This is a genomic window from bacterium (genome assembly GCA_021108215.1).
Classification (GTDB): domain Bacteria; phylum Oederibacteriota; class JAAXVQ01; order JAAXVQ01; family JAUVAV01; genus JAIORK01.
In genome coordinates, this window is record JAIORK010000032.1 from 37552 (window position 1) to 55129 (window position 17578).

Genomic DNA, 17578 nt, shown 5'->3' on the forward strand with positions numbered 1-17578 from the left:
TAAAAGGGATGTAGAAATGAAAAAAAACCAAGCCAAAGAGATACGTGAATTTATTCTCCAAAATATTACCGATCATCCGCAGGATATTGTTGCGGTAACGGAAAAATATTTTCATGTAACCCGCACAACCGTTCATCGCCATCTGAGTAGTCTTATTGAGTTGGGTCATATTATTAAAACCGGTAAAACCAGGGATGTAAAATATGCACTTTACTCAAACCCGGATCGTTATCTGGTTTTTGATATTACATCCGAGCTTGAAGAAGATGCAGTATGGAAAAAACATTTGTCTCAAACTTTTGAAAAACTTCCGAAAAACATCAGGGACATCTGCTCGTATGGCTTTCATGAAATGTTTAATAATGCGATTGAGCATTCTCAAGGAACAGAGGTAATTATTAGTACTCACTGGGAGAAGAATCAAGTAAAGCTGAATATAGTTGATAATGGCATTGGTATTTTTAAAAAAATTAAGAAAAAATTCGAACTTTCCGATATACGCGAGAGTATCTTAGAGTTATCCAAAGGCAAAGTTACGACAGACCCGGAAAATCATACGGGTGAAGGTATTTTTTTTACATCCAGAATGTTTGATCAGTTTTATCTGTCAGCCAATAAATATGCGTATATGAGAAATAATCCGATCAAGGATTGGGTGTTTGAGTCTTCAGATGGCGAGGCAAAAACCGGGACTGGTGTTGGGATGGTCATTGCGCTTGATTCGCCCACAAGGTTGGAAAATGTGTTTAGGGCATATACAGGTGAGACACACAAATTTGACAAAACGCATTTGTATATTGAAATGGCGCAATTGGGGGAGGAATCATTCCTTTCACGTTCACAAGCTCGCCGTTTACTACATGGTATTGAGAAATTCCGGCATGTGATATTGGATTTTAAAAAAGTGGATAAAATTGGCCAGGCATTTGTTGATGAAGTGTTCCGGGTCTTTCAATCGCGCTATCCGGAAATTCAATTTGAATATATCAATACCAATGAAGATGTAAAATTCATGATCGAACGTGGGAGGCCGGTATGAAGAGTCATGCAGCGTATCGAACGTTTAACACCAAAAACCGATAATGTTGCGGGTATGCTTCAAGCATGACCGGGAAATGCTCACTAAACTTTACCGGCAGGCATATAAGTGTCTGCAAGAGTTTATGCGCGCCTTATGAGGACTTCCTTGAGGCCTGATAATATATTTTAAATCTTTTATCCGTGTGTGTCTGTGGCTCATAAAGTATATTATTCGTCAGCGTGAACCTCGCAATCCTGATCAGCCTGCTTCGGTTGAATTGGCCGGCTGAAGGGGATATGGGATTCTGACTTAGCGGGAACTAAATCTGAGTGGAATGAGGTTGATTTTCGACAACGGAATGATACAATTTGCCTAATGAGATGACTGGAGGGGCTTATGCTAACATCCGAAGCTCGTTGGCAAATAAGGCGCTACCTTGAATTTCAGGGCGGAAGATTGCGCCGCTTGCTGAACCAAGCAGACTGGTTGCTCAATTCCAGTAAAAATTTCTTGGAACTGGACGCCCAAAATCAGGCGCGGCCCTTCGCCAAAATACTCAGCGGATTCTTTTTCCTGTCCTCGTGCGCCTGGTCAGACACCGGGCCGGGTATGTGGGGCACACCGGCTTCGGTGGAGGAGATCAGTAGCCGCATCCGCTATGTACCCGAGGACCGGGCTTTTTTATCCGACCGGGCGCTGTTGCCCATGGCCGCCTGTTTGTATTTGGTGCCCTCGCTAAAAAAAGCGGATCATCTGGATTTACTCTGGAAATCCATTCGCCTGCTATGTCGTTTAAATTTATTGCGGGAACTGCAAGCGCCCACCGGGTTCCTGCCCACACTGCAAGATTACCCGTATCCGCCCACACCACAAGGTTTCCGGCGGTTTCTGGCCTATGAGCATAGCGTGCTGCAGGAAAACATCCTGCCCTTGCCGCAATCCTTGCAGGCGCGCGTGGAGGAGGCGCTTTCCATTTATCGGCAATATTGGGAGGAAGATCGGGCGCCGTTGCAAGCCACCTCGCTTTTTTTTCCTGCTGATTCATTTTTTGCCCTGGATCCCAGGATGATTTGCGCCACGCCCAACGGCGGACAGCCGCGAATTGGACTGCGATTGAGACTTGAACAGGGCCTCAGTTCGACTGAAGTCCGCGACCTGCTAAAAGAGTATCGATTGGTCTTTTCCGGCGGAGAACTAACGTCTTTTATAATCCTGGGCAATCCCCTGGAATTGCAAGGCGGCGGCCAAGCCGGCAACACTTCCTTATATCTGTTTAATATCAAGCCCAGTACAGCGATCGATGGGCGGCACGTTCATCCCGGCCCCATTAATTTAGTCCGGCCGCAGGAAAGGGCGGATGTCACTTACTATCTGAATAACCTGGCCAAGGCTTTAAACGTAAACAGCAACCGCTTCTGGCTGCCCTGGGACAATGAAAGGAAGAATTTTTTATGGGTCGGAAAACCGGAGGTTTCCTTTCATCCACCTGATTGGCTCAGGGAAGGCCCCTTCACCAAGGACTATTGCCTGACGCTTTTTGGAGCCGAAAACCTGAAGGTTTGGGTGGATAATGCCCAGGATATCGACTTGTCCGGCCCGGTGGACGGCAACCATGTGATCAAGCAGGTGGCCCTGCCTCTGAATATGGAGCATCGCACGCTTTCCGACGGCAGCGAGGGAATCTACCCTCGGCAGTATGACGTGCGTCTCAATGTGCTCAGCCGCTGCGGACATGTGGACCAGACCTTTAGTACCGGCGTCACGTATCCGCTCCGGCTCTCTGTGTTGGCGTATGATGTGGGACAGACAATCAGCACAGGCCTGCGCAGCCCCTATCCGGAGTTGAGCCACCAGCCGGCCTCGGGGTTTTATCAATTTAACGGACCCAAGGTCGTCCAGCCCATCAATCCGCCGCTGATCAAGGGCAAGGGCACCTGGATCCGGATTTTACTGGAACATAACGCGCCCTTGCCGTATTTCCGCAACCAGCCACCGGATCCCACGGACAATAATTCGCTGCAATGCCTTTTGGAGTATGAAGTAAAAAATATCAGCACTGGCCAGGTCGTTGCCGGCGGCACTCTGGCGGACAACGCCTTAGGCTATCCCGGATGGAAAGTCAAGCATGAGGGCGTATTGGATACTGAAGACGCAAACCGGGTGCAGAACGCGGACAAAGTACATGAAGATCTGGCCATACGCTGGGGTGGTGATGGGTTCTTCTATTTTAATTTTATCCCCCCCACCGCCGGGACCTACCGCGTGAACTGTACGGTGAGATTGCATCCCAACCTTGGTACGCGCCCCGGCGTCTTGTGTCCGAGCCAAAGCCTCATGTTCGAACTCCGGGTAGTGGCCCCGAGCAAGGTTAAATGGCATTGGGTGCAGGTCCTGGCTGAAGACGACTGGCGGCCGGTCAAATGCGTAACGGACGAGGAATTTGACCTGATGGAAGAGTGGCTGACAGTCCTGACCCCTTCGGTGGAATTTGAGTTTCACCGCAGCGAAAGCATTGAATACAAACCGCCCCGCTTTCATTGGGGACGGAGCGACTCTGCCCGTATTGTTGACAAGGTGGAGGATTTACATGGTGACCGGCCAGGTATGTTTATGGCGGTTATGGACAAGGGATTCCGTAATGCCTTGGATGAATCGGTGGCCGATTGGAGTGGGGCAGCCGGATATGCGAGCCGGGCCGGCTGGATGTATTTGAAGCGTTATGACTCTAGCACTTCTACCGGACTGGCAAGAATGCTCTCAAACGCTATAACAGCGGCGCATGAGTTTGGGCACGCGCATCCCAAGGCCTACCATCACTATCTGGCCTGCGATGAGGATCCCAGCGACCCTGTGATTCCGCCCAAGTATTGGAAACCAGGCGAACAGGCGTTTTACCCACGAGCTACCTGCGGAGAAAAAGTTTTTCTGCCTAGAGAGGACACCACCACCCGTTTGCCTAATTGGAATAGACTTCTAATTTATTCCCCGGAGGGGCGTTTTAAATGTTATGACATCATGACTTACTGCGGTTCCAAGTTTTTTGAATTGACCAAGACCATCGATTTGCATAGTAATTATTCCGAACTGAGCGGAGAGTGAAGCCATGAGTCCGTCTCGAACCGAACAGCCCCGTCATTATATTGTTCGCGGGAGTGTCTACCGCGAACACCCACAAGCAAAAGAAAATGTCGCGCTGGATACGATCCTGCAGACCGACTGGCGGCCTGAAAACCACGGCTATCAGTTGCTGACATCCGTACGAATTGTCGGCCAAGACAAGCGGCAGCGCCAGCTTCTGGCCATGCACCCTTACCTACGGCCGTCCACAACGGGCTATCGTTCGGATACGGAAAAACCCCGGGATTTTATCGCGGTTTTTCCGGCCAAAGCAGGCCTGGAAAAGGTTGAGGTTCTACTGCACAACCAAATTATTGCAACCTACGACCGCGCCAGAAAACCGCGCGGGCAAATGCACGCCCAAGCCAGCCGCTCAGGCGTCCGCTTGGCCATTATGGCGGACTGTGACCGCATCGAAGTGCGTGCAGTCGCGCAGACGCGCGGAGGCCTTGAAACACGGCAGATCTTTGTCAGAGATAGCGGCGAATTATCCGTCAACCAGCAGATTCTTATTCCTTGGGAGAATTTGCCTTTGGCGGAAAAAGTTCGTTTCGAGGCCCATATCCAGCGCGGCTTGAACTATATTAAAGCCGTCACGCCTTTGGTGCGCGTTGTCAAGCAAGCGGTAAAAACGCGATTATATTGCACGGGTATGATGCTCACTGGGCACAGACAAATAAGGGTGCGAGGTGCTCAACGAGCCAGGAAGGTCCCGGTTTACCAGTTGACCCTGTTAGTCAAGGCGAGGCTGCACGGCCAGGACTTGCCGGACGACGCAGTTAAAACCGTGATCCAGGGGAAAACCTATACGGGGCGCAGATTTCAGGCCGAGTGCCAGGGCCAGGCCAAGGTGCCGGTCAATTTGAAAATGCAGCTTTCCGGAGTGGAGTTTAAGCAAGCGCGCCAAACCCTGGACCTGGCTAAATTGAAGCGGATATATTTTAAAAAATAAACACGAGTCTTATTGACTAAAATAGCCAAAGCTGCACATGAAAAAAGTATGGAGCCCCACAGGCTTGCCCGTGGGGCTCCGTGATTGAACGTGGGAGGTTGGTATGAAGGTATCGAACGTTTAATACTAAAAAACATCGCGAATACATTAATATTACTCCTGATGTTGAAAAAGAAGTAGCTGCCTCCGGTATTCAAGAAGGCATGGTACTGGTTTCAGCCATGCATATCACCGCCGGGGTGTTTGTAAATGATAATGAACCAGGACTGCACCAGGACATTGATGACTGGCTTGAGAGGCTGGCGCCTTTTCGCCCGGACTACCGCCACCACCGCACCGGCGAGACCAATGGGGATGCGCATTTGAAAAATCTTTTGGTGCATCATCAGGTGATGCTGCCGATTACCCGGGGCAGCCTTGATCTGGGCCCGTGGCAGGCGGTGTTTTACGCAGAGTTTGACGGCCAACGCCCCAAGCGTCTGGTCATCAAGGTCATGGGGGATTAAATTTTTGTAGGGAACGGTCGCGACCGTTCCCTACGTTTGTGGGGTGATTCCGTGGAATGTAAAAAAGAACAGAACATGAAATATTGCAATTGCACTTACCCTTGCTCCCGCAAAGGGATTTGCTGTGAGTGTGTGGCGTATCACCGCCAATTGGGGGAACTGCCGGCCTGTTATTTTGATGCGAAAACGGAAAAAACCTACGACCGGAGCGTGGAAGCATATTTACGCTCCCGGGGCTAATTTTCTGTTTTTCCATTTGACAGGTTCCGTTTGTCTGAGTATGATTTTAGCAGAAACAGCAGGCTGCGAACTTTTTTCGCAGCCTGTTTTGTTTTTTTTAGGAGGATTTTATGCGAACCACCGCTACAGGTCATCAACGCGGTTATTTTTCGACAAATATGGGGTTTTTGCTGGCAGCCATCGGTTCGGCCATTGGATTGGGAAATATTTGGCGTTTTTCCTATATGGCGTATACTAATGGCGGTGGCGCATTTCTTGTTCCCTATTTCATTGCACTGTTAACCGCCGGTGTTCCGCTATTGATTTTGGAATACGGGTTGGGGCATCGGGAAATGGCTTCCGCACCGTTGGCATTTGCCAAGGTAAACCGCAAGACGGAGTGGTTGGGGTGGTGGATGCCGCTGTTTGTTATGTTCGGTATTATGTTTTACTATCAGGTCATTATCGGCTGGTGTGCGAATTTCACGATTTTTTCTTTCAACCTGGCCTGGGGCGCGGATACGCAGGACTTTTTTTTACATAAATATCTGGGGATTACCCAGTCGCCGTCTCAACTGGGCGGACTCAGAGTTCCGATCATGCTGGCCACCGGACTGATGTGGATGGTGACATGGTTTATTACCTGGCAGGAAGTCCACCGCGGGATTGAAAAGGCCAGTAGAATATTTATGCCCATCTTGTTGGGAACCACGTTGATTCTGGTCGGATGGGCCATGACGCTGCCGGGCTCAGGCGCGGGCATTGGATATTATTTAAAACCGGACTGGTCCAAGCTGCTGGATTTCAAGGTTTGGATAGCGGCCTATGGCCAGATTTTTTTCACCCTCTCCATCGGGTTTGGGATCATGATTGCCTATGCCAGTTATTTGCCGCGCAAATCCGATTTAGTGAAAAACGCGTTGGTGATCAGTCTGGCCAATTGTATTTATTCCTTTATTGCGGGGTTTGCTGTGTTCGCCATATTGGGTTATCTGTCCCAGGTCAAGCATCTGCCGATTAACCAGGTGGTCCAGTCCGGGCCGACCCTGGCCTTTGTGGTGTTTCCTGAGGCGATTTCCAAGCTGCCATTTTTAAGGGAGGTTTTTGGGATTTTATTTTTTTCCTCCCTGACCATTGCCGGGCTTTCTTCCGGGGTCTCGATTGTTGAATCTTTGACCAGCGCGATTATGGATAAATTTAAGCTGCGTCGTGCCTGGGTGGTTACCGGGTTGTGTACTGCCGGATTTATCGGCTCATTGATTTTCACCACCGGCGGCGGTTTGTTTTGGCTGGATATTCTGGATCATTTTATTAATCAGTATGGCTTGGTGATGGCCGGGCTGCTGCAGTGTGTCTTTGTGGGCTATATCCTCAAGGCCGGTATTTTGCGCAAGCACATCAATGCCACCACCCAAATAAAGCTTAACCGGGGATGGGATAGGATGATTAAATATTTAACCCCGGGGATTTTACTGGTCATGCTGGTACGTTCTTTATATTCGGAAATTCACCAAGGTTACGGCGGTTATACAACAGGTGCGCTGCTGGGTATCGGTGTCAGCTGGCTTTTGGCCACGCTGGGTGCTGCAGTGATGCTCACGTTCTATCCTTGGGAATCTAAACGCCTGCATTCGGAGCATGTACCTGAATCAGACGAACTTTTTCGTTAAAAGGCGGATGCATGCGACCGGTTATTCATGTTTCCGCATCCCTCACAGTGGGTGGTCTGCTGGGGTGGTTGACTGGATCTTGGCAGGCGGCGGTTTTTTCCATACTCGGCGGTATTTTGATTGATACAGACCATCTGGTGGACTATTGGCTGGTTCGCAGACAATGGCGGTCGGTAAAAGATTTTTTTGAATTTTGGAGATCATTTCACGAGAAAAAAATTTATCTGATTTTCCATGTCGGGGAAGGTGTTGTGCTGCTGGGTCTTGCTGCCGGCTGGGGTTTTTTTCCGGCGATAACGGGAGGATTGGCAATCGGGATATTTCATCACTTGATTTTGGACCAATGGGGCAATCGGGCCCGTTGGCCGTGTTATTTTTTAATCGGCCGGGCCCTTAATCGGTTTGAGACCCGGAAATTATTTTATTCTTTGGAGAAGCGTTAACAAGCCATGAAATCAACAGAAGAATTTCTTAAAGATATGTTTATGGCCCGCCGGGCGGCGATGGGGGGCAAGTCTATCGGGGCCTCACCGCCGCAAAGGCTGGTCATATCGTTTGCTGTCATTATCGCGCTGGGAGCTTTTTTATTGCTCCTGCCATGGTCAGTGCCCGACAACCAGCCGATCAGTATTATGGATGCCGCGTTTACCGCCACCTCAGCGGTTTGTGTGACCGGCCTGATTGTTCGTGATACTGCATCAGCATTCACACCCTTTGGGCAGGTCGTGATTGCGCTCTTAATTAAAGTGGGCGGGCTGGGATATATGATTTTAGCCACACTTGCGGCAGTCTTACTGGGTCGGCGTATAGGCGTGAATGAGCGTGCCACCATTAAGCAGGCGCTCAATCTGGATACGGCGGAAGGCATGGGTAAGTTTCTTCGCAGCGTTTTGATCGTCGGCATCACGGCGGAATTGATTGGCGCGATTGTGATTTCTTTAGCCTACTGGGAGAGCTATCCCCCGCTGCGCGCGATAGCGCTGGGAGTCTTTCATTCCATTTCCGGGTTTAATAATGCCGGGTTCAGCCTTTTTAGTAATAATTTAATGGGTGAAGGTGCCCGGCCGTTGGTGGTTGGCTGCATCAGTGCGCTGGTGCTGTTCGGTGGTCTGGGTTTTTTTGTGATACGCGAATTTATGGATATTGCGAACCGGAAACGGAACCGTCTTTCTCAGCATACCAAACTGGTTTTAATCGCAACTTTTGCGTTGTTGCTTGTCGGTTTTGCCGGTATCTGGATGACCGCCCAAGGGAGCTGGCAAGAGGCACTGTTTCTTTCCATTAGTTCACGGACCGCAGGATTCAATATTCAGGATACCGGCCGGCTGGCCACCGGGACCCTGTTTTTTCTCATGCCGCTGATGTTTATCGGGGCATCCCCGGGCGGTACCGGCGGCGGCATCAAGACCACCACGTTTTCCATTATGCTTTTATCCGTCTGGAACACCTTGCGGGGACGGCAGGATGTCGTGGCGTTTAAACGGCAGATTATGCCGGAAACAATTTTTAAAGCCATGATGATTATCGTCACCATGGGTTTGATCCTGGTGATGTTTACGTTATTTTTGGTGGTCTGGGAAAATAAGCAGGTCATTGATATTGCCTTTGAGGTGACCTCGGCATTGGGAACCGTTGGATTATCCACCGGCAATGGCGGGAATTTGAGTCTTTCCGCATCCTTTTCCGGTGCGGGGAAAGCCATCATTATTGTAGCCATGTTTATCGGAAGGCTGGGACCGCTGACCTTGGGGTTGGCGGCAGCCTATCAGTCCCAGCATCCACAATTGAAGTATCCTGAGGGGAGAGTGAGTATCGGATGAGTACATCCAAAAAAAAGAAGAACGGAAAAGCAGCAGCCAAACAAGATCTGGATTGGTTTAAATTTGATGATTGGTTGAAAACCGTGCGGCCGCTTTCAACGCGTATGGAGTCAAAAAAGCGCCGGGCATTTGCCGTATTGGGGCTGGGCAATTTTGGCCAGCACGTCGCCGAGGCGCTGATTCGGGCACGTATGGAAGTCCTGGCGATTGACAGCAACCCGGAACGGACAGAGGAAATGTCCGAGATGGTTACCCAGTCGATTACAGCGGACGTGACGGATGTTAAGGCGCTTAAGGCAGCGGGTGTGGATGGCGTGGATTCGGCGATTGTTTCGATCGGAGAAAGCATCGAAGCTTCGGTCATGGCGGTCATGATTTTAAAGGAACTGGGTGTGCCCGAGGTCATTGCCAAGGCCACCAATCTGTTGCATGCAAAAGTCCTGGACAAAGTCGGCGCCGATCGGGTGGTTTTTCCTGAACGGGAAGCGGCCATTGATCTGGTGGGCGAGTTGACGGCAGTCAGTGTTTTGAACTATTTTCAATTGGCTGAAGGTATTTCAGTGGTCGAGGTCCCGGTGCCGGATGATTTAGTGGGCAAGACTTTGCGCGAGACAGAGTTGCGTAATAAATTTAATGTCAATGTTATTGCCCTGAAGCACCGTAAGCTTGAACTTGACAAAGAAGGTGTCGGGCATGAGGAATCCTATTATGATGTTCTGGTCACGGCAGATCACGAAGTCGGCAAGGATGATACACTGGTCATTGTTGGCCGTGACGAGGATTTGAAAAAGCTCGACCGCCTTCATGAGTAGTTGGTCTAAATAGACTTGCCGCGTGTTTCAGTGCGGGGAAACTGAATATCAATTTACGGGCCATCCGGCATTTCGCTTTGCGAACAGCCGGGCGGCCCGTTTTTTTATTTTTATGTCATCCGGTTTAAGCTTATTCAATAATAAACGATACTAAAACTAAGCGGAAACGGATCGTCAATTGAATAAGGGAGACGCCAGGTGACGACATTGTCGCAGGAAACAGTCCAGGAAACAACCCAGCGTGTTTTTGCACCACCCTCACTGCAGGCATTGATACGGGCATTTCAAGAAATGAATAATCAGGATGACTTTGGCATATTGAGCAGTATGGTACTGACCATTGCCACGGATCTTTTTCAAGCGCAGGCAGCCACGCTGCTTTTAACCAACCGTATGACCGGTGATTTGGAAATTGCAGCCGTCAAACAGGTTCCGGAAGAATTTGTGACAGCCTATATGCAGCATCCGGAACGGGCCGGTACGCTGTCTGATTTTTACCGGGGTGGTGTGCCGCCGGAGCAAATACCGCAACATGCTCCTTTGCTCGCACAGCTGGCAGGTGCGGACTACCCCTGGTGCGGGATTTTACCGATTACCATTCGCGGAAAAATAATTGGCTATTTGACGTTGGCCGACGAAGTTTCGCTGCTGTTAGATGAAGCCACCCGTGAAAAGATGGATTTGTTTATTGAATATATTGCTCAAGGAATTGAAAACGCCTATTTTATTTTTCAGCTCAAGCAGCAAAATACCCGGTTGGAACGGATGATGACCAAACTCCAAAACACGCAGAACCACTTGAAGCGTACTGAAAAAATGGCGTTGGTGGGAAAAATTGCCGCAACCGTCGCCCACGAAATAAGAAATCCATTGACCATTATCGGGACCAACCTTCAATTGGTTTTTGACAAAATGGAAGCCGGTCATCCGGAGCAGAGCCTCTATGAGAGCATGATCAACAAAGTCCGTAATGTAGATCACACGATTAAGGAATTGATGGTGTTTGCCCGTCCTTTGCAGCTTTTACCAAAACGGCTGGTACTGGAAAAAACATTGGATCGCGTCATTACTTTTGTGGAGAAAAAATATCAGACCCGGGAGTTGTGTATCATTAAGCAGATTCCGGCAGATATGCCGGAAGTGTTTTTAGATGAAGAACAAACGCAGAGGATATTTATCAATTTGCTGTTGAATGCATATCAATTTTTACCCGTCCAGGGGAGTGTTACAATTCAGGCAGGTTACCGGCCGGGTGATTCCTGGGTTTCGATGATGGTTGCCGACACGGGCAGCGGGATTGCGCCCGAGCATCTCCAACAGGTGTTTGAACCCTATTTTACAACCCGCACGGAAGGGAACGGCCTGGGGTTGTTTATGGTAAAACACTTGCTGGAAGAAATGAACGGAACCATCGAAGTCCGGAGCGAACCCCAATCGGGTGCGAAATTTATTCTCCATCTGCCCATTGCTCGCTGACACAATAAGCAGGGCACCCTACCACATATTACAAATCAAGGCGAACAGGGGTTTATAACGAGCCAACATCATCTCACCACGGGGCACACGGAGTTCACTGAGAAATCAATATGACAGGACAAAAATTTGTTTATTTTAGGTTTTATTTTAAAAAGGACTTTCTCCGTGTTCCCCGTGCGCTCCGTGGTTAATTAAATTATTTTTATATAGTCATTGGTATGAGAAAAAGGCACTGCACGCAAACAGAAAAAGAAATGAATATGATTTAGTCAGTGTTCGGAATATCAAGTGTATTAAACGGTAAGGTGAAGCAAAAACAGGCCCCGTCGTCCTGCGGCGGTGCCGGCGAGATGACCTCCAATGTGCCGCCATGTGCTTTGATGGCCAGTTTGCTAAATGCCAGTCCGAGTCCGGTACCTGAGTATTGTTTATCATCTTTGTTCACGCGTGAAAACAGTTCGAATATTTTGAGGTGGTATTGCCGGGGAATCACAGGTCCCCGGTTGGTGACGGCTATCTGGACCGATGTTGCCAGACGCTCAACGCTGAGGGTGATCGCTTGGTTTTTTGAGGAATACTTAATCGCATTGTTTAAAAGATTATTAATCACCCGCTCAATGATTTGGATATCGATCTGTAAATCAAGCGTGGGTTCGGGTGGCTGAAAATCAAACCTCAGATTTTTTTGTGTAACAGTTTGCTTCATCATGTCAATGCTGGTGTGGATGACTTTAATTAAGTTAACCTGTTCGGATTTTAACTTAAATTCCTTGGTTTTCATACGGCTGATCATAAGGAACTCCTCGATCATGGAGAGCAGTTTGATGCCGTGCCCGTGTGAGTTTTTCAGCAGGCAATGAATATCCTGCGGCAGAGTGTAGTCGTTTTTTTTGAAAAGGGTTAGTGTGCCCAAAATAGCGGTTAAGGGGTTCTTCATGTCATGCACAACCATGTGCATGAGCGCTTCTTTGGTTTCGTCCAGTTCTTTGAGCTGCTGTGCCTGTTCCTCCAACAGACGATTGGCGGTTTCCAGATTTTGATTGGTTACTTCCAGTTTGACATTTGTAATGCCCAATTCGCGGGTTCGTTCCTTAACTTTGTATTCCAAATTCTTGTTGAGGTTGATGAGCTCAAGATTTTGCATCAGGGATTCATCCACCATATGATCATTTTCTTTTTGTGAAAAAGAAAGCCCTTCCTTGAGTTGGCGGATGCGGGCGGTATAGTGAAGCAAGAGGGTCTGCAAAGCCTGCCCGGAATCGATCTCCTTGAGATTGACGGAACACGTTAAACCGGCATGCGGCGATTGGAGAAGTTTCTCGGGATTGAAATCATCAATTGAAACAGTGTCCGATGCTGTTGGGATACCATCGTCCATTTTTTCGGGATGATCCGCTTGCGGCATGAAAGTCACCTGCCTGTCTATTTTTCCTGGGAGCGTGAGCATTTAGTCTGCTTTTTTAAATTTTTGAACAATTGAACAATAGAAAATAGACCGCAATTGAGTTTTTTCTCTTGCTCTTTTGTTCTATTCTCAATTGCTCCGGAGTGTGAGCGACTAAATGCTCACACTCCTAGTATCGGCCGGATTGTATTGGAATAAAGAGTGTTAGAGATGTTTTTCAGTGATCAATGCGTTGTTAATATTTATGGAAAACATTCCATACTTTTCCCTGGGAAATTATGGAATTAAATCCCCAGTTGTCTGAGTTGAAAAACCGGGTCTGGCGCCACTATAATATCCTTGAATTTAAAGGGATTTAGAAGTGCGGACAAGGTGTTTTTGGCCCGAAAGTTGCTTTAAATAATAGTAACCAAGAACACATTACCATAGCAAGGGGGGGGTTATGCGATCACTTTCCTATAAGACGCTTATTTGGCGTTCCAGTTGGTTCAAGCAAAACTGCTCACAATCACCGGCGCTTTGGGATAAAGACACTGAGTGCGGGACGGCAATACGGGAGAACACGTGTTTGCTTGAAGAAAAGCAGTCACACGCTAAAAAAGGATTTTTGAATTGGTTTAAACGGGGGACTTAGCAGTAAACGTTGGATGAACCACACTACAAGTAAGGATATTACTTATATGCTATCGACAACGCAGCAAAATTGTTTGGATATGACGCCCTATGCCGGGCAGGTTGAGATGCATCCCATTCGTAATCGGAAAGAATTTGAAGCATATTTCCAAAAGGTTGCTTCGTCCCGCATGGCCCTGGAAGCACAAATTGCGCAATCCGGCAAAGACCGTCTGCAATGGCTGGTATCTGGATATTGCGAAGTTTGCGAAACCAAAGGACTGTTTGTCATGGACTGGCAGTATTCGGACCAGCAGACACCCAATTTTCGTGAGCGCTTACTCTGTACCCGCTGTAAAATGAATAATCGGCAACGGTTTGCACTGCGCTTTTTAAAAGAAGAAGTCCGGTTGTCGGGACATGAAGATTTTGTCATATATCTTTATGAGCAGGTAACGCCTTTTTACCGGTTTGTAAAAAATCACTTTAAGGATATCCGGATTATTGGGAGTGAATATTTTGGTTTTGAGTACACCTCCGGCCGGATTATAAAGGGCATCCGGCATGAGGATGCCATGGCCCTGAGTTTTCCGGATGCAAGTATTGATATTATTATGTCCAATGATGTATATGAACATGTTCCGCAGTATATACAGGCATTGGCCGAGGCCGGGCGGGTAATCAAGCCGGGCGGGAAACTAATTTTTTCCATCCCATTTTATGCTGCGCGTGAGCAAAGCGAATTGCGGGCAGTTCTTGAAAACGGCGAGGTTAAACATTTGCTTCCCGAACAGTATCACGGGAATCCGTTTCTTGTTAAAGGATCGCTGGTCTTTAATGATTTCGGATGGGATGTTTTGGAGGCTTGCCGACAAAATGGTTTTGATGATGCGTATGCATTGGCCTATTACAGTCCGTATCACGGGTATGTAGGCAATGGGGGTCAAATCGTATTTGTTGCGCAAAAAAAATCGGGGTTGCTTCAGAAAGGGACGGCATAGTGGAAGCGGTTCTGCCGGATCATCTCACGCCATTAGTCGGGGAATTCGCCTGGCATACCCTGGTCGTGGACCCGCGCATTGCGGCGGAAAGCCTGCGGCATTTCAATTTGGTAAAAAGCACACTTGATCAGCACAGCGTATATACCGGCGAATCTCTGCATATTCTTGAATTGGCTTGTTATGCCCATACCACAGGATATGATTTGGCTCGCGAGCTGGGTGCCCAAGTTACTCTGTTTGAGCTCTCCCGGCACACGCTTAGCAAAGGACGCGAGTTGGCCGGCAGGGGTGAAACACAAATTAATCCGCGGTTGGTGGTCGGTGATTTTCACCAATTGCCGTTTGAGGATGATTCTTTTAATTATGTTTTCATTTGTTCAGCACTGCATCATACCTGGCGGTTTGAGCGTGTGCTGGAAGAAATGATGCGGGTCTTGGCACCAGGCGGGTTGGTTTTTTTGGAAAACGAACCAACCCACCGGGGATTTTGTTTCTACAAATTTCGCTGTAACCGGCCGCATGAATTCACACCCTTTGAATATGAACTGGAAAAACTCGGCATTATCCGAACCATTGCAGAACCCTATCTGGGCAGCCGCCCGGAGTCGCTCTTCGGTATGATTGAGAACCAAAATATGCCCTTGGGACAGATCGTGACAACCATCGGTAATGCATGTGATCTGGTCGGGCTGGGTTTGTTTCCGGAAACAGTGATGGGCAAACTGGAGCATCGCTGGCTGCAAAATCGCTTTGCCGGCGCCGCGATGCTGAAAAAAGATATTATCGAAAACTTACAAGAACGGATTGTTGAAGCGAAAAAATATTATACCGAGGCGGAGGCAGGAATGGGGTTTTCGCTGCCCGCCGAAGATGAAGTCGCGGCGATGGCAGACGGGGTCAGTCAAGCTATTGCCGGATTGCAGGGAAATCCGAATACACTCGGATTTAGAATGGGATTGTCTGAAATTTTCGGGGCGCCATTACAATTGATTGCACGCAAACGGGATGGCCGTCAGTGCGACCCCAATAGTCCTCGGATTTTGGATAAACCCATGGCAGAGAAAGAAATTACGGTGAGGTTCCCGGCGAGTCATTTTCAGGACAAGGCAGCGGCCTTCAACCAACGCCATAACATGGAAAAGGATATTTATAATGGATTTTCTCCTCTGGTTCGGAAAGTACTCACACAAAAATCCTTGATTCCCGAGCTGGTCCACGATCAACTGTCAGGATTACAGGAAATATTTTCCGAGCAGGCATGGTGCCTTACAGAAGGTGAGTACGATTTAATTGCTATGGAAAATATTTCGCATCATTTGATTTCCATTACCAACCGGCAAAATAAAACCCAGTTACAATTACCCATGTCACATGCGGCAGGAGACCAATTTGTTTTATTGCTGCGGATTCATTGTGAATTGGAGGACAAAGATTATTTTAACCTCAAGCTCCAATGCGGGGATCGGGTGTTGGATGGACATGCGGTTTATAAAACCGAAAGTATCTTATGCCAAAGTGTTCTTTCGCGTCAGGAGATTGAACAGGCAGAGCAAGCAATTCAACTAACGCTTACGGGCATACGGCAGGTAGGGAACGGTCGCGACCGTCCCCTACTTTATCGGATTGCCATTTCGTATGCCGGATTGTTTGAAATGAAAGCAGAAAATTTTTCGCAAACAGAGCAGCAGGAAACAGTGTTTGAAGAATCTGTTCACGACAAGGATGATGTAAGGAATTATTATGCCTGATGAAACGTTTGTTTATTATATTGAAGTTGCAGGTGTCTGCAATCTTCGGTGCCCTTCATGCCCCAATGGGAACAGCCCAAAGCAGCTGCGCAATCCAATGTATATGTCGATAGAGATGTATTCTGAAATTTTACAGAAAATTATAAAAGAGAAACCCGCAGAAAAAATTCTGATCTATTTATTGAACTGGGGTGAACCCACGCTTCATCCTGAATTACCGCGGTTGATTACCCTGGCAAATGAAGTTGGTTTGTCACCCCATTTGTCCAGCAACCTCGCAGCACCCAAAAATCTTGAAGCCATGGTAAAAGCGTATCCTGCATCCTTGCGTATTTCTCTTTCCGGGTATTGGCCGCAAACATATCAAATAACGCATGCCGGCGGCGATATCGAACAGGTCAGAGAAAACGCCATGAAAGTTGCCCGGTACCGGGAGAAACATGATGCGCGGTTCCCGGTGCAGATCTGTTATCACAAGTACACACATAATATGGAAGGTGATTACATCCGTATGCAAGCCATGGCGCATGAACTCAATTTTGAGTTTGTCCCGCTTTGGGCATTTTATGCGCCCCTGGAAAAATACTTGAGTGCGGTGGAAGGGCCGTTTGACCCCGGGGAGCAGGCATTGCTGGATTTACTGCTGATTAAACCACATGAAGCCCAAGCTGTGGCATTACCCTATCGTAAACTTTATCCCGATTGCCCCTTGCGCTCTCAACAGACGGCCATCAATAGTGACGGCTCTGTGGCACTATGCTGCGCAGTGTATGACAAAAAGTATGATCTGGCCGGTTCTTTTCTCGACCAATCCCACCAGACCCTCCAGCAGCAGAAATACAGCCATCCATTTTGCCAACGCTGCATGGCAGCCTGCGGCGATCTTTATTACCTCTATACAGGCAAAGAAGAATTAGACGCCATTGCGCGGCGTCGCCTGGAACCCCAAACCGCTGCTGTTTCGTAGAAATCAACCTGTTTATCGAGAGTACGGGACGTAGTTCGGTAATATGGTAATAGAAATACTGTGGAATTTCTTGGTATTTGGGAGAGTTTACATAATCCTACTTTTAATTATGGCGAATTCGCCATAATTAAAAGTCAAACGGGATTAAACAATTAAAGGATATCATGGTCAGAGTGATATTGGATTTGTTGGCGTAGGGGAACCCCTCGTGGGTGACCAAGGATCAATCATATTTGGCAATACATCCGCACC

14 protein-coding genes are annotated in these 17578 nt (G+C 48.2%); 13 read left to right on the forward strand and 1 reads right to left on the reverse strand.

Annotated elements, in window-relative coordinates:
- The first annotated feature begins 16 nt into the window (after positions 1 to 16).
- The 10 genes from K8S19_06965 (at position 17) to K8S19_07010 (ending at position 11593) form a co-directional block, all read left to right on the forward strand.
- Complete coding sequence (locus K8S19_06965) at positions 17 to 1039, forward strand: DUF4325 domain-containing protein (GenBank protein MCD4813414.1); 1023 nt, start codon at positions 17 to 19, stop codon at positions 1037 to 1039.
- 378 nt (positions 1040 to 1417) lie between these two features.
- Positions 1418 to 4120 carry a hypothetical protein gene (locus K8S19_06970; protein ID MCD4813415.1) on the forward strand — a complete coding sequence of 901 codons (2703 nt, stop codon included), beginning with the start codon at positions 1418 to 1420 and terminating at the stop codon, positions 4118 to 4120.
- A gap of 4 nt (positions 4121 to 4124) precedes the next feature.
- Positions 4125 to 5090, forward strand: coding sequence for a hypothetical protein (locus K8S19_06975; GenBank protein ID MCD4813416.1), 966 nt, complete (start codon positions 4125 to 4127; stop codon positions 5088 to 5090).
- A 146-nt stretch (positions 5091 to 5236) separates the two neighbouring features.
- Positions 5237 to 5596 carry a secondary thiamine-phosphate synthase enzyme YjbQ gene (locus K8S19_06980; GenBank protein MCD4813417.1) on the forward strand — a complete coding sequence of 120 codons (360 nt, stop codon included), beginning with the start codon at positions 5237 to 5239 and terminating at the stop codon, positions 5594 to 5596.
- A gap of 75 nt (positions 5597 to 5671) precedes the next feature.
- Positions 5672 to 5836 (forward strand): DUF6485 family protein, encoded by a 165-nt coding sequence (locus K8S19_06985; protein ID MCD4813418.1) that lies wholly within the window; start codon positions 5672 to 5674, stop codon positions 5834 to 5836.
- A gap of 110 nt (positions 5837 to 5946) precedes the next feature.
- Positions 5947 to 7485 (forward strand): sodium-dependent transporter, encoded by a 1539-nt coding sequence (locus K8S19_06990; GenBank protein MCD4813419.1) that lies wholly within the window; start codon positions 5947 to 5949, stop codon positions 7483 to 7485.
- Positions 7486 to 7496: 11 nt separating this feature from the next.
- Positions 7497 to 7928 carry a hypothetical protein gene (locus K8S19_06995; GenBank protein ID MCD4813420.1) on the forward strand — a complete coding sequence of 144 codons (432 nt, stop codon included), beginning with the start codon at positions 7497 to 7499 and terminating at the stop codon, positions 7926 to 7928.
- A gap of 6 nt (positions 7929 to 7934) precedes the next feature.
- Entirely contained in the window at positions 7935 to 9305 is a 1371-nt protein-coding gene (locus K8S19_07000) for a hypothetical protein (GenBank protein ID MCD4813421.1), read from the forward strand.
- Positions 9302 to 10117 (forward strand): TrkA family potassium uptake protein, encoded by an 816-nt coding sequence (locus K8S19_07005; GenBank protein MCD4813422.1) that lies wholly within the window; start codon positions 9302 to 9304, stop codon positions 10115 to 10117. The genes K8S19_07000 and K8S19_07005 overlap by 4 nt, the downstream gene beginning before the upstream one ends.
- 198 nt (positions 10118 to 10315) lie before the next feature.
- A complete protein-coding gene (locus tag K8S19_07010; GenBank protein MCD4813423.1) occupies positions 10316 to 11593 on the forward strand; it encodes a hypothetical protein in 1278 nt (425 codons plus the stop codon).
- Positions 11594 to 11858: 265 nt separating this feature from the next.
- On the opposite strand, the gene K8S19_07015 is transcribed toward K8S19_07010, so the two are convergent.
- On the reverse strand, positions 11859 to 12998 hold the full coding sequence (locus K8S19_07015; protein ID MCD4813424.1) for a hypothetical protein: 1140 nt from the start codon (positions 12996 to 12998) through the stop codon (positions 11859 to 11861).
- A gap of 680 nt (positions 12999 to 13678) precedes the next feature.
- Here K8S19_07015 and K8S19_07020 point away from each other — a divergent pair.
- From K8S19_07020 to K8S19_07030, 3 genes are read left to right on the forward strand one after another with little or no spacing between them, the layout of a single operon-like run.
- A complete protein-coding gene (locus K8S19_07020) occupies positions 13679 to 14611 on the forward strand; it encodes a class I SAM-dependent methyltransferase (GenBank protein MCD4813425.1) in 933 nt (310 codons plus the stop codon).
- Positions 14611 to 16359 carry a class I SAM-dependent methyltransferase gene (locus K8S19_07025; GenBank protein MCD4813426.1) on the forward strand — a complete coding sequence of 583 codons (1749 nt, stop codon included), beginning with the start codon at positions 14611 to 14613 and terminating at the stop codon, positions 16357 to 16359. Before K8S19_07020 ends, K8S19_07025 begins: the two co-directional genes overlap by 1 nt.
- Complete coding sequence (locus K8S19_07030; GenBank protein ID MCD4813427.1) at positions 16352 to 17326, forward strand: radical SAM protein; 975 nt, start codon at positions 16352 to 16354, stop codon at positions 17324 to 17326. Before K8S19_07025 ends, K8S19_07030 begins: the two co-directional genes overlap by 8 nt.
- Positions 17327 to 17578 lie beyond the last annotated feature (252 nt).

Bases quoted from the DNA above. Each gene is read 5' to 3' on its own strand.
- K8S19_06990 (MCD4813419.1), top strand. From the start codon at position 5,947: ATGCGAACCACCGCTACAGGTCATCAACGCGGTTATTTTTCGACAAAT.
- K8S19_06975 (MCD4813416.1), top strand. From the start codon at position 4,125: ATGAGTCCGTCTCGAACCGAACAGCCCCGTCATTATATTGTTCGCGGG.
- K8S19_06995 (MCD4813420.1), top strand. From the start codon at position 7,497: ATGCGACCGGTTATTCATGTTTCCGCATCCCTCACAGTGGGTGGTCTG.
- K8S19_07030 (MCD4813427.1), top strand. From the start codon at position 16,352: ATGCCTGATGAAACGTTTGTTTATTATATTGAAGTTGCAGGTGTCTGC.
- K8S19_06970 (MCD4813415.1), top strand. From the start codon at position 1,418: ATGCTAACATCCGAAGCTCGTTGGCAAATAAGGCGCTACCTTGAATTT.
- K8S19_07000 (MCD4813421.1), top strand. From the start codon at position 7,935: ATGAAATCAACAGAAGAATTTCTTAAAGATATGTTTATGGCCCGCCGG.
- K8S19_06965 (MCD4813414.1), top strand. From the start codon at position 17: ATGAAAAAAAACCAAGCCAAAGAGATACGTGAATTTATTCTCCAAAAT.
- K8S19_07005 (MCD4813422.1), top strand. From the start codon at position 9,302: ATGAGTACATCCAAAAAAAAGAAGAACGGAAAAGCAGCAGCCAAACAA.
- K8S19_07020 (MCD4813425.1), top strand. From the start codon at position 13,679: ATGCTATCGACAACGCAGCAAAATTGTTTGGATATGACGCCCTATGCC.
- K8S19_07015 (MCD4813424.1), bottom strand. From the start codon at position 12,998: ATGCCGCAAGCGGATCATCCCGAAAAAATGGACGATGGTATCCCAACA.
- K8S19_06985 (MCD4813418.1), top strand. From the start codon at position 5,672: ATGAAATATTGCAATTGCACTTACCCTTGCTCCCGCAAAGGGATTTGC.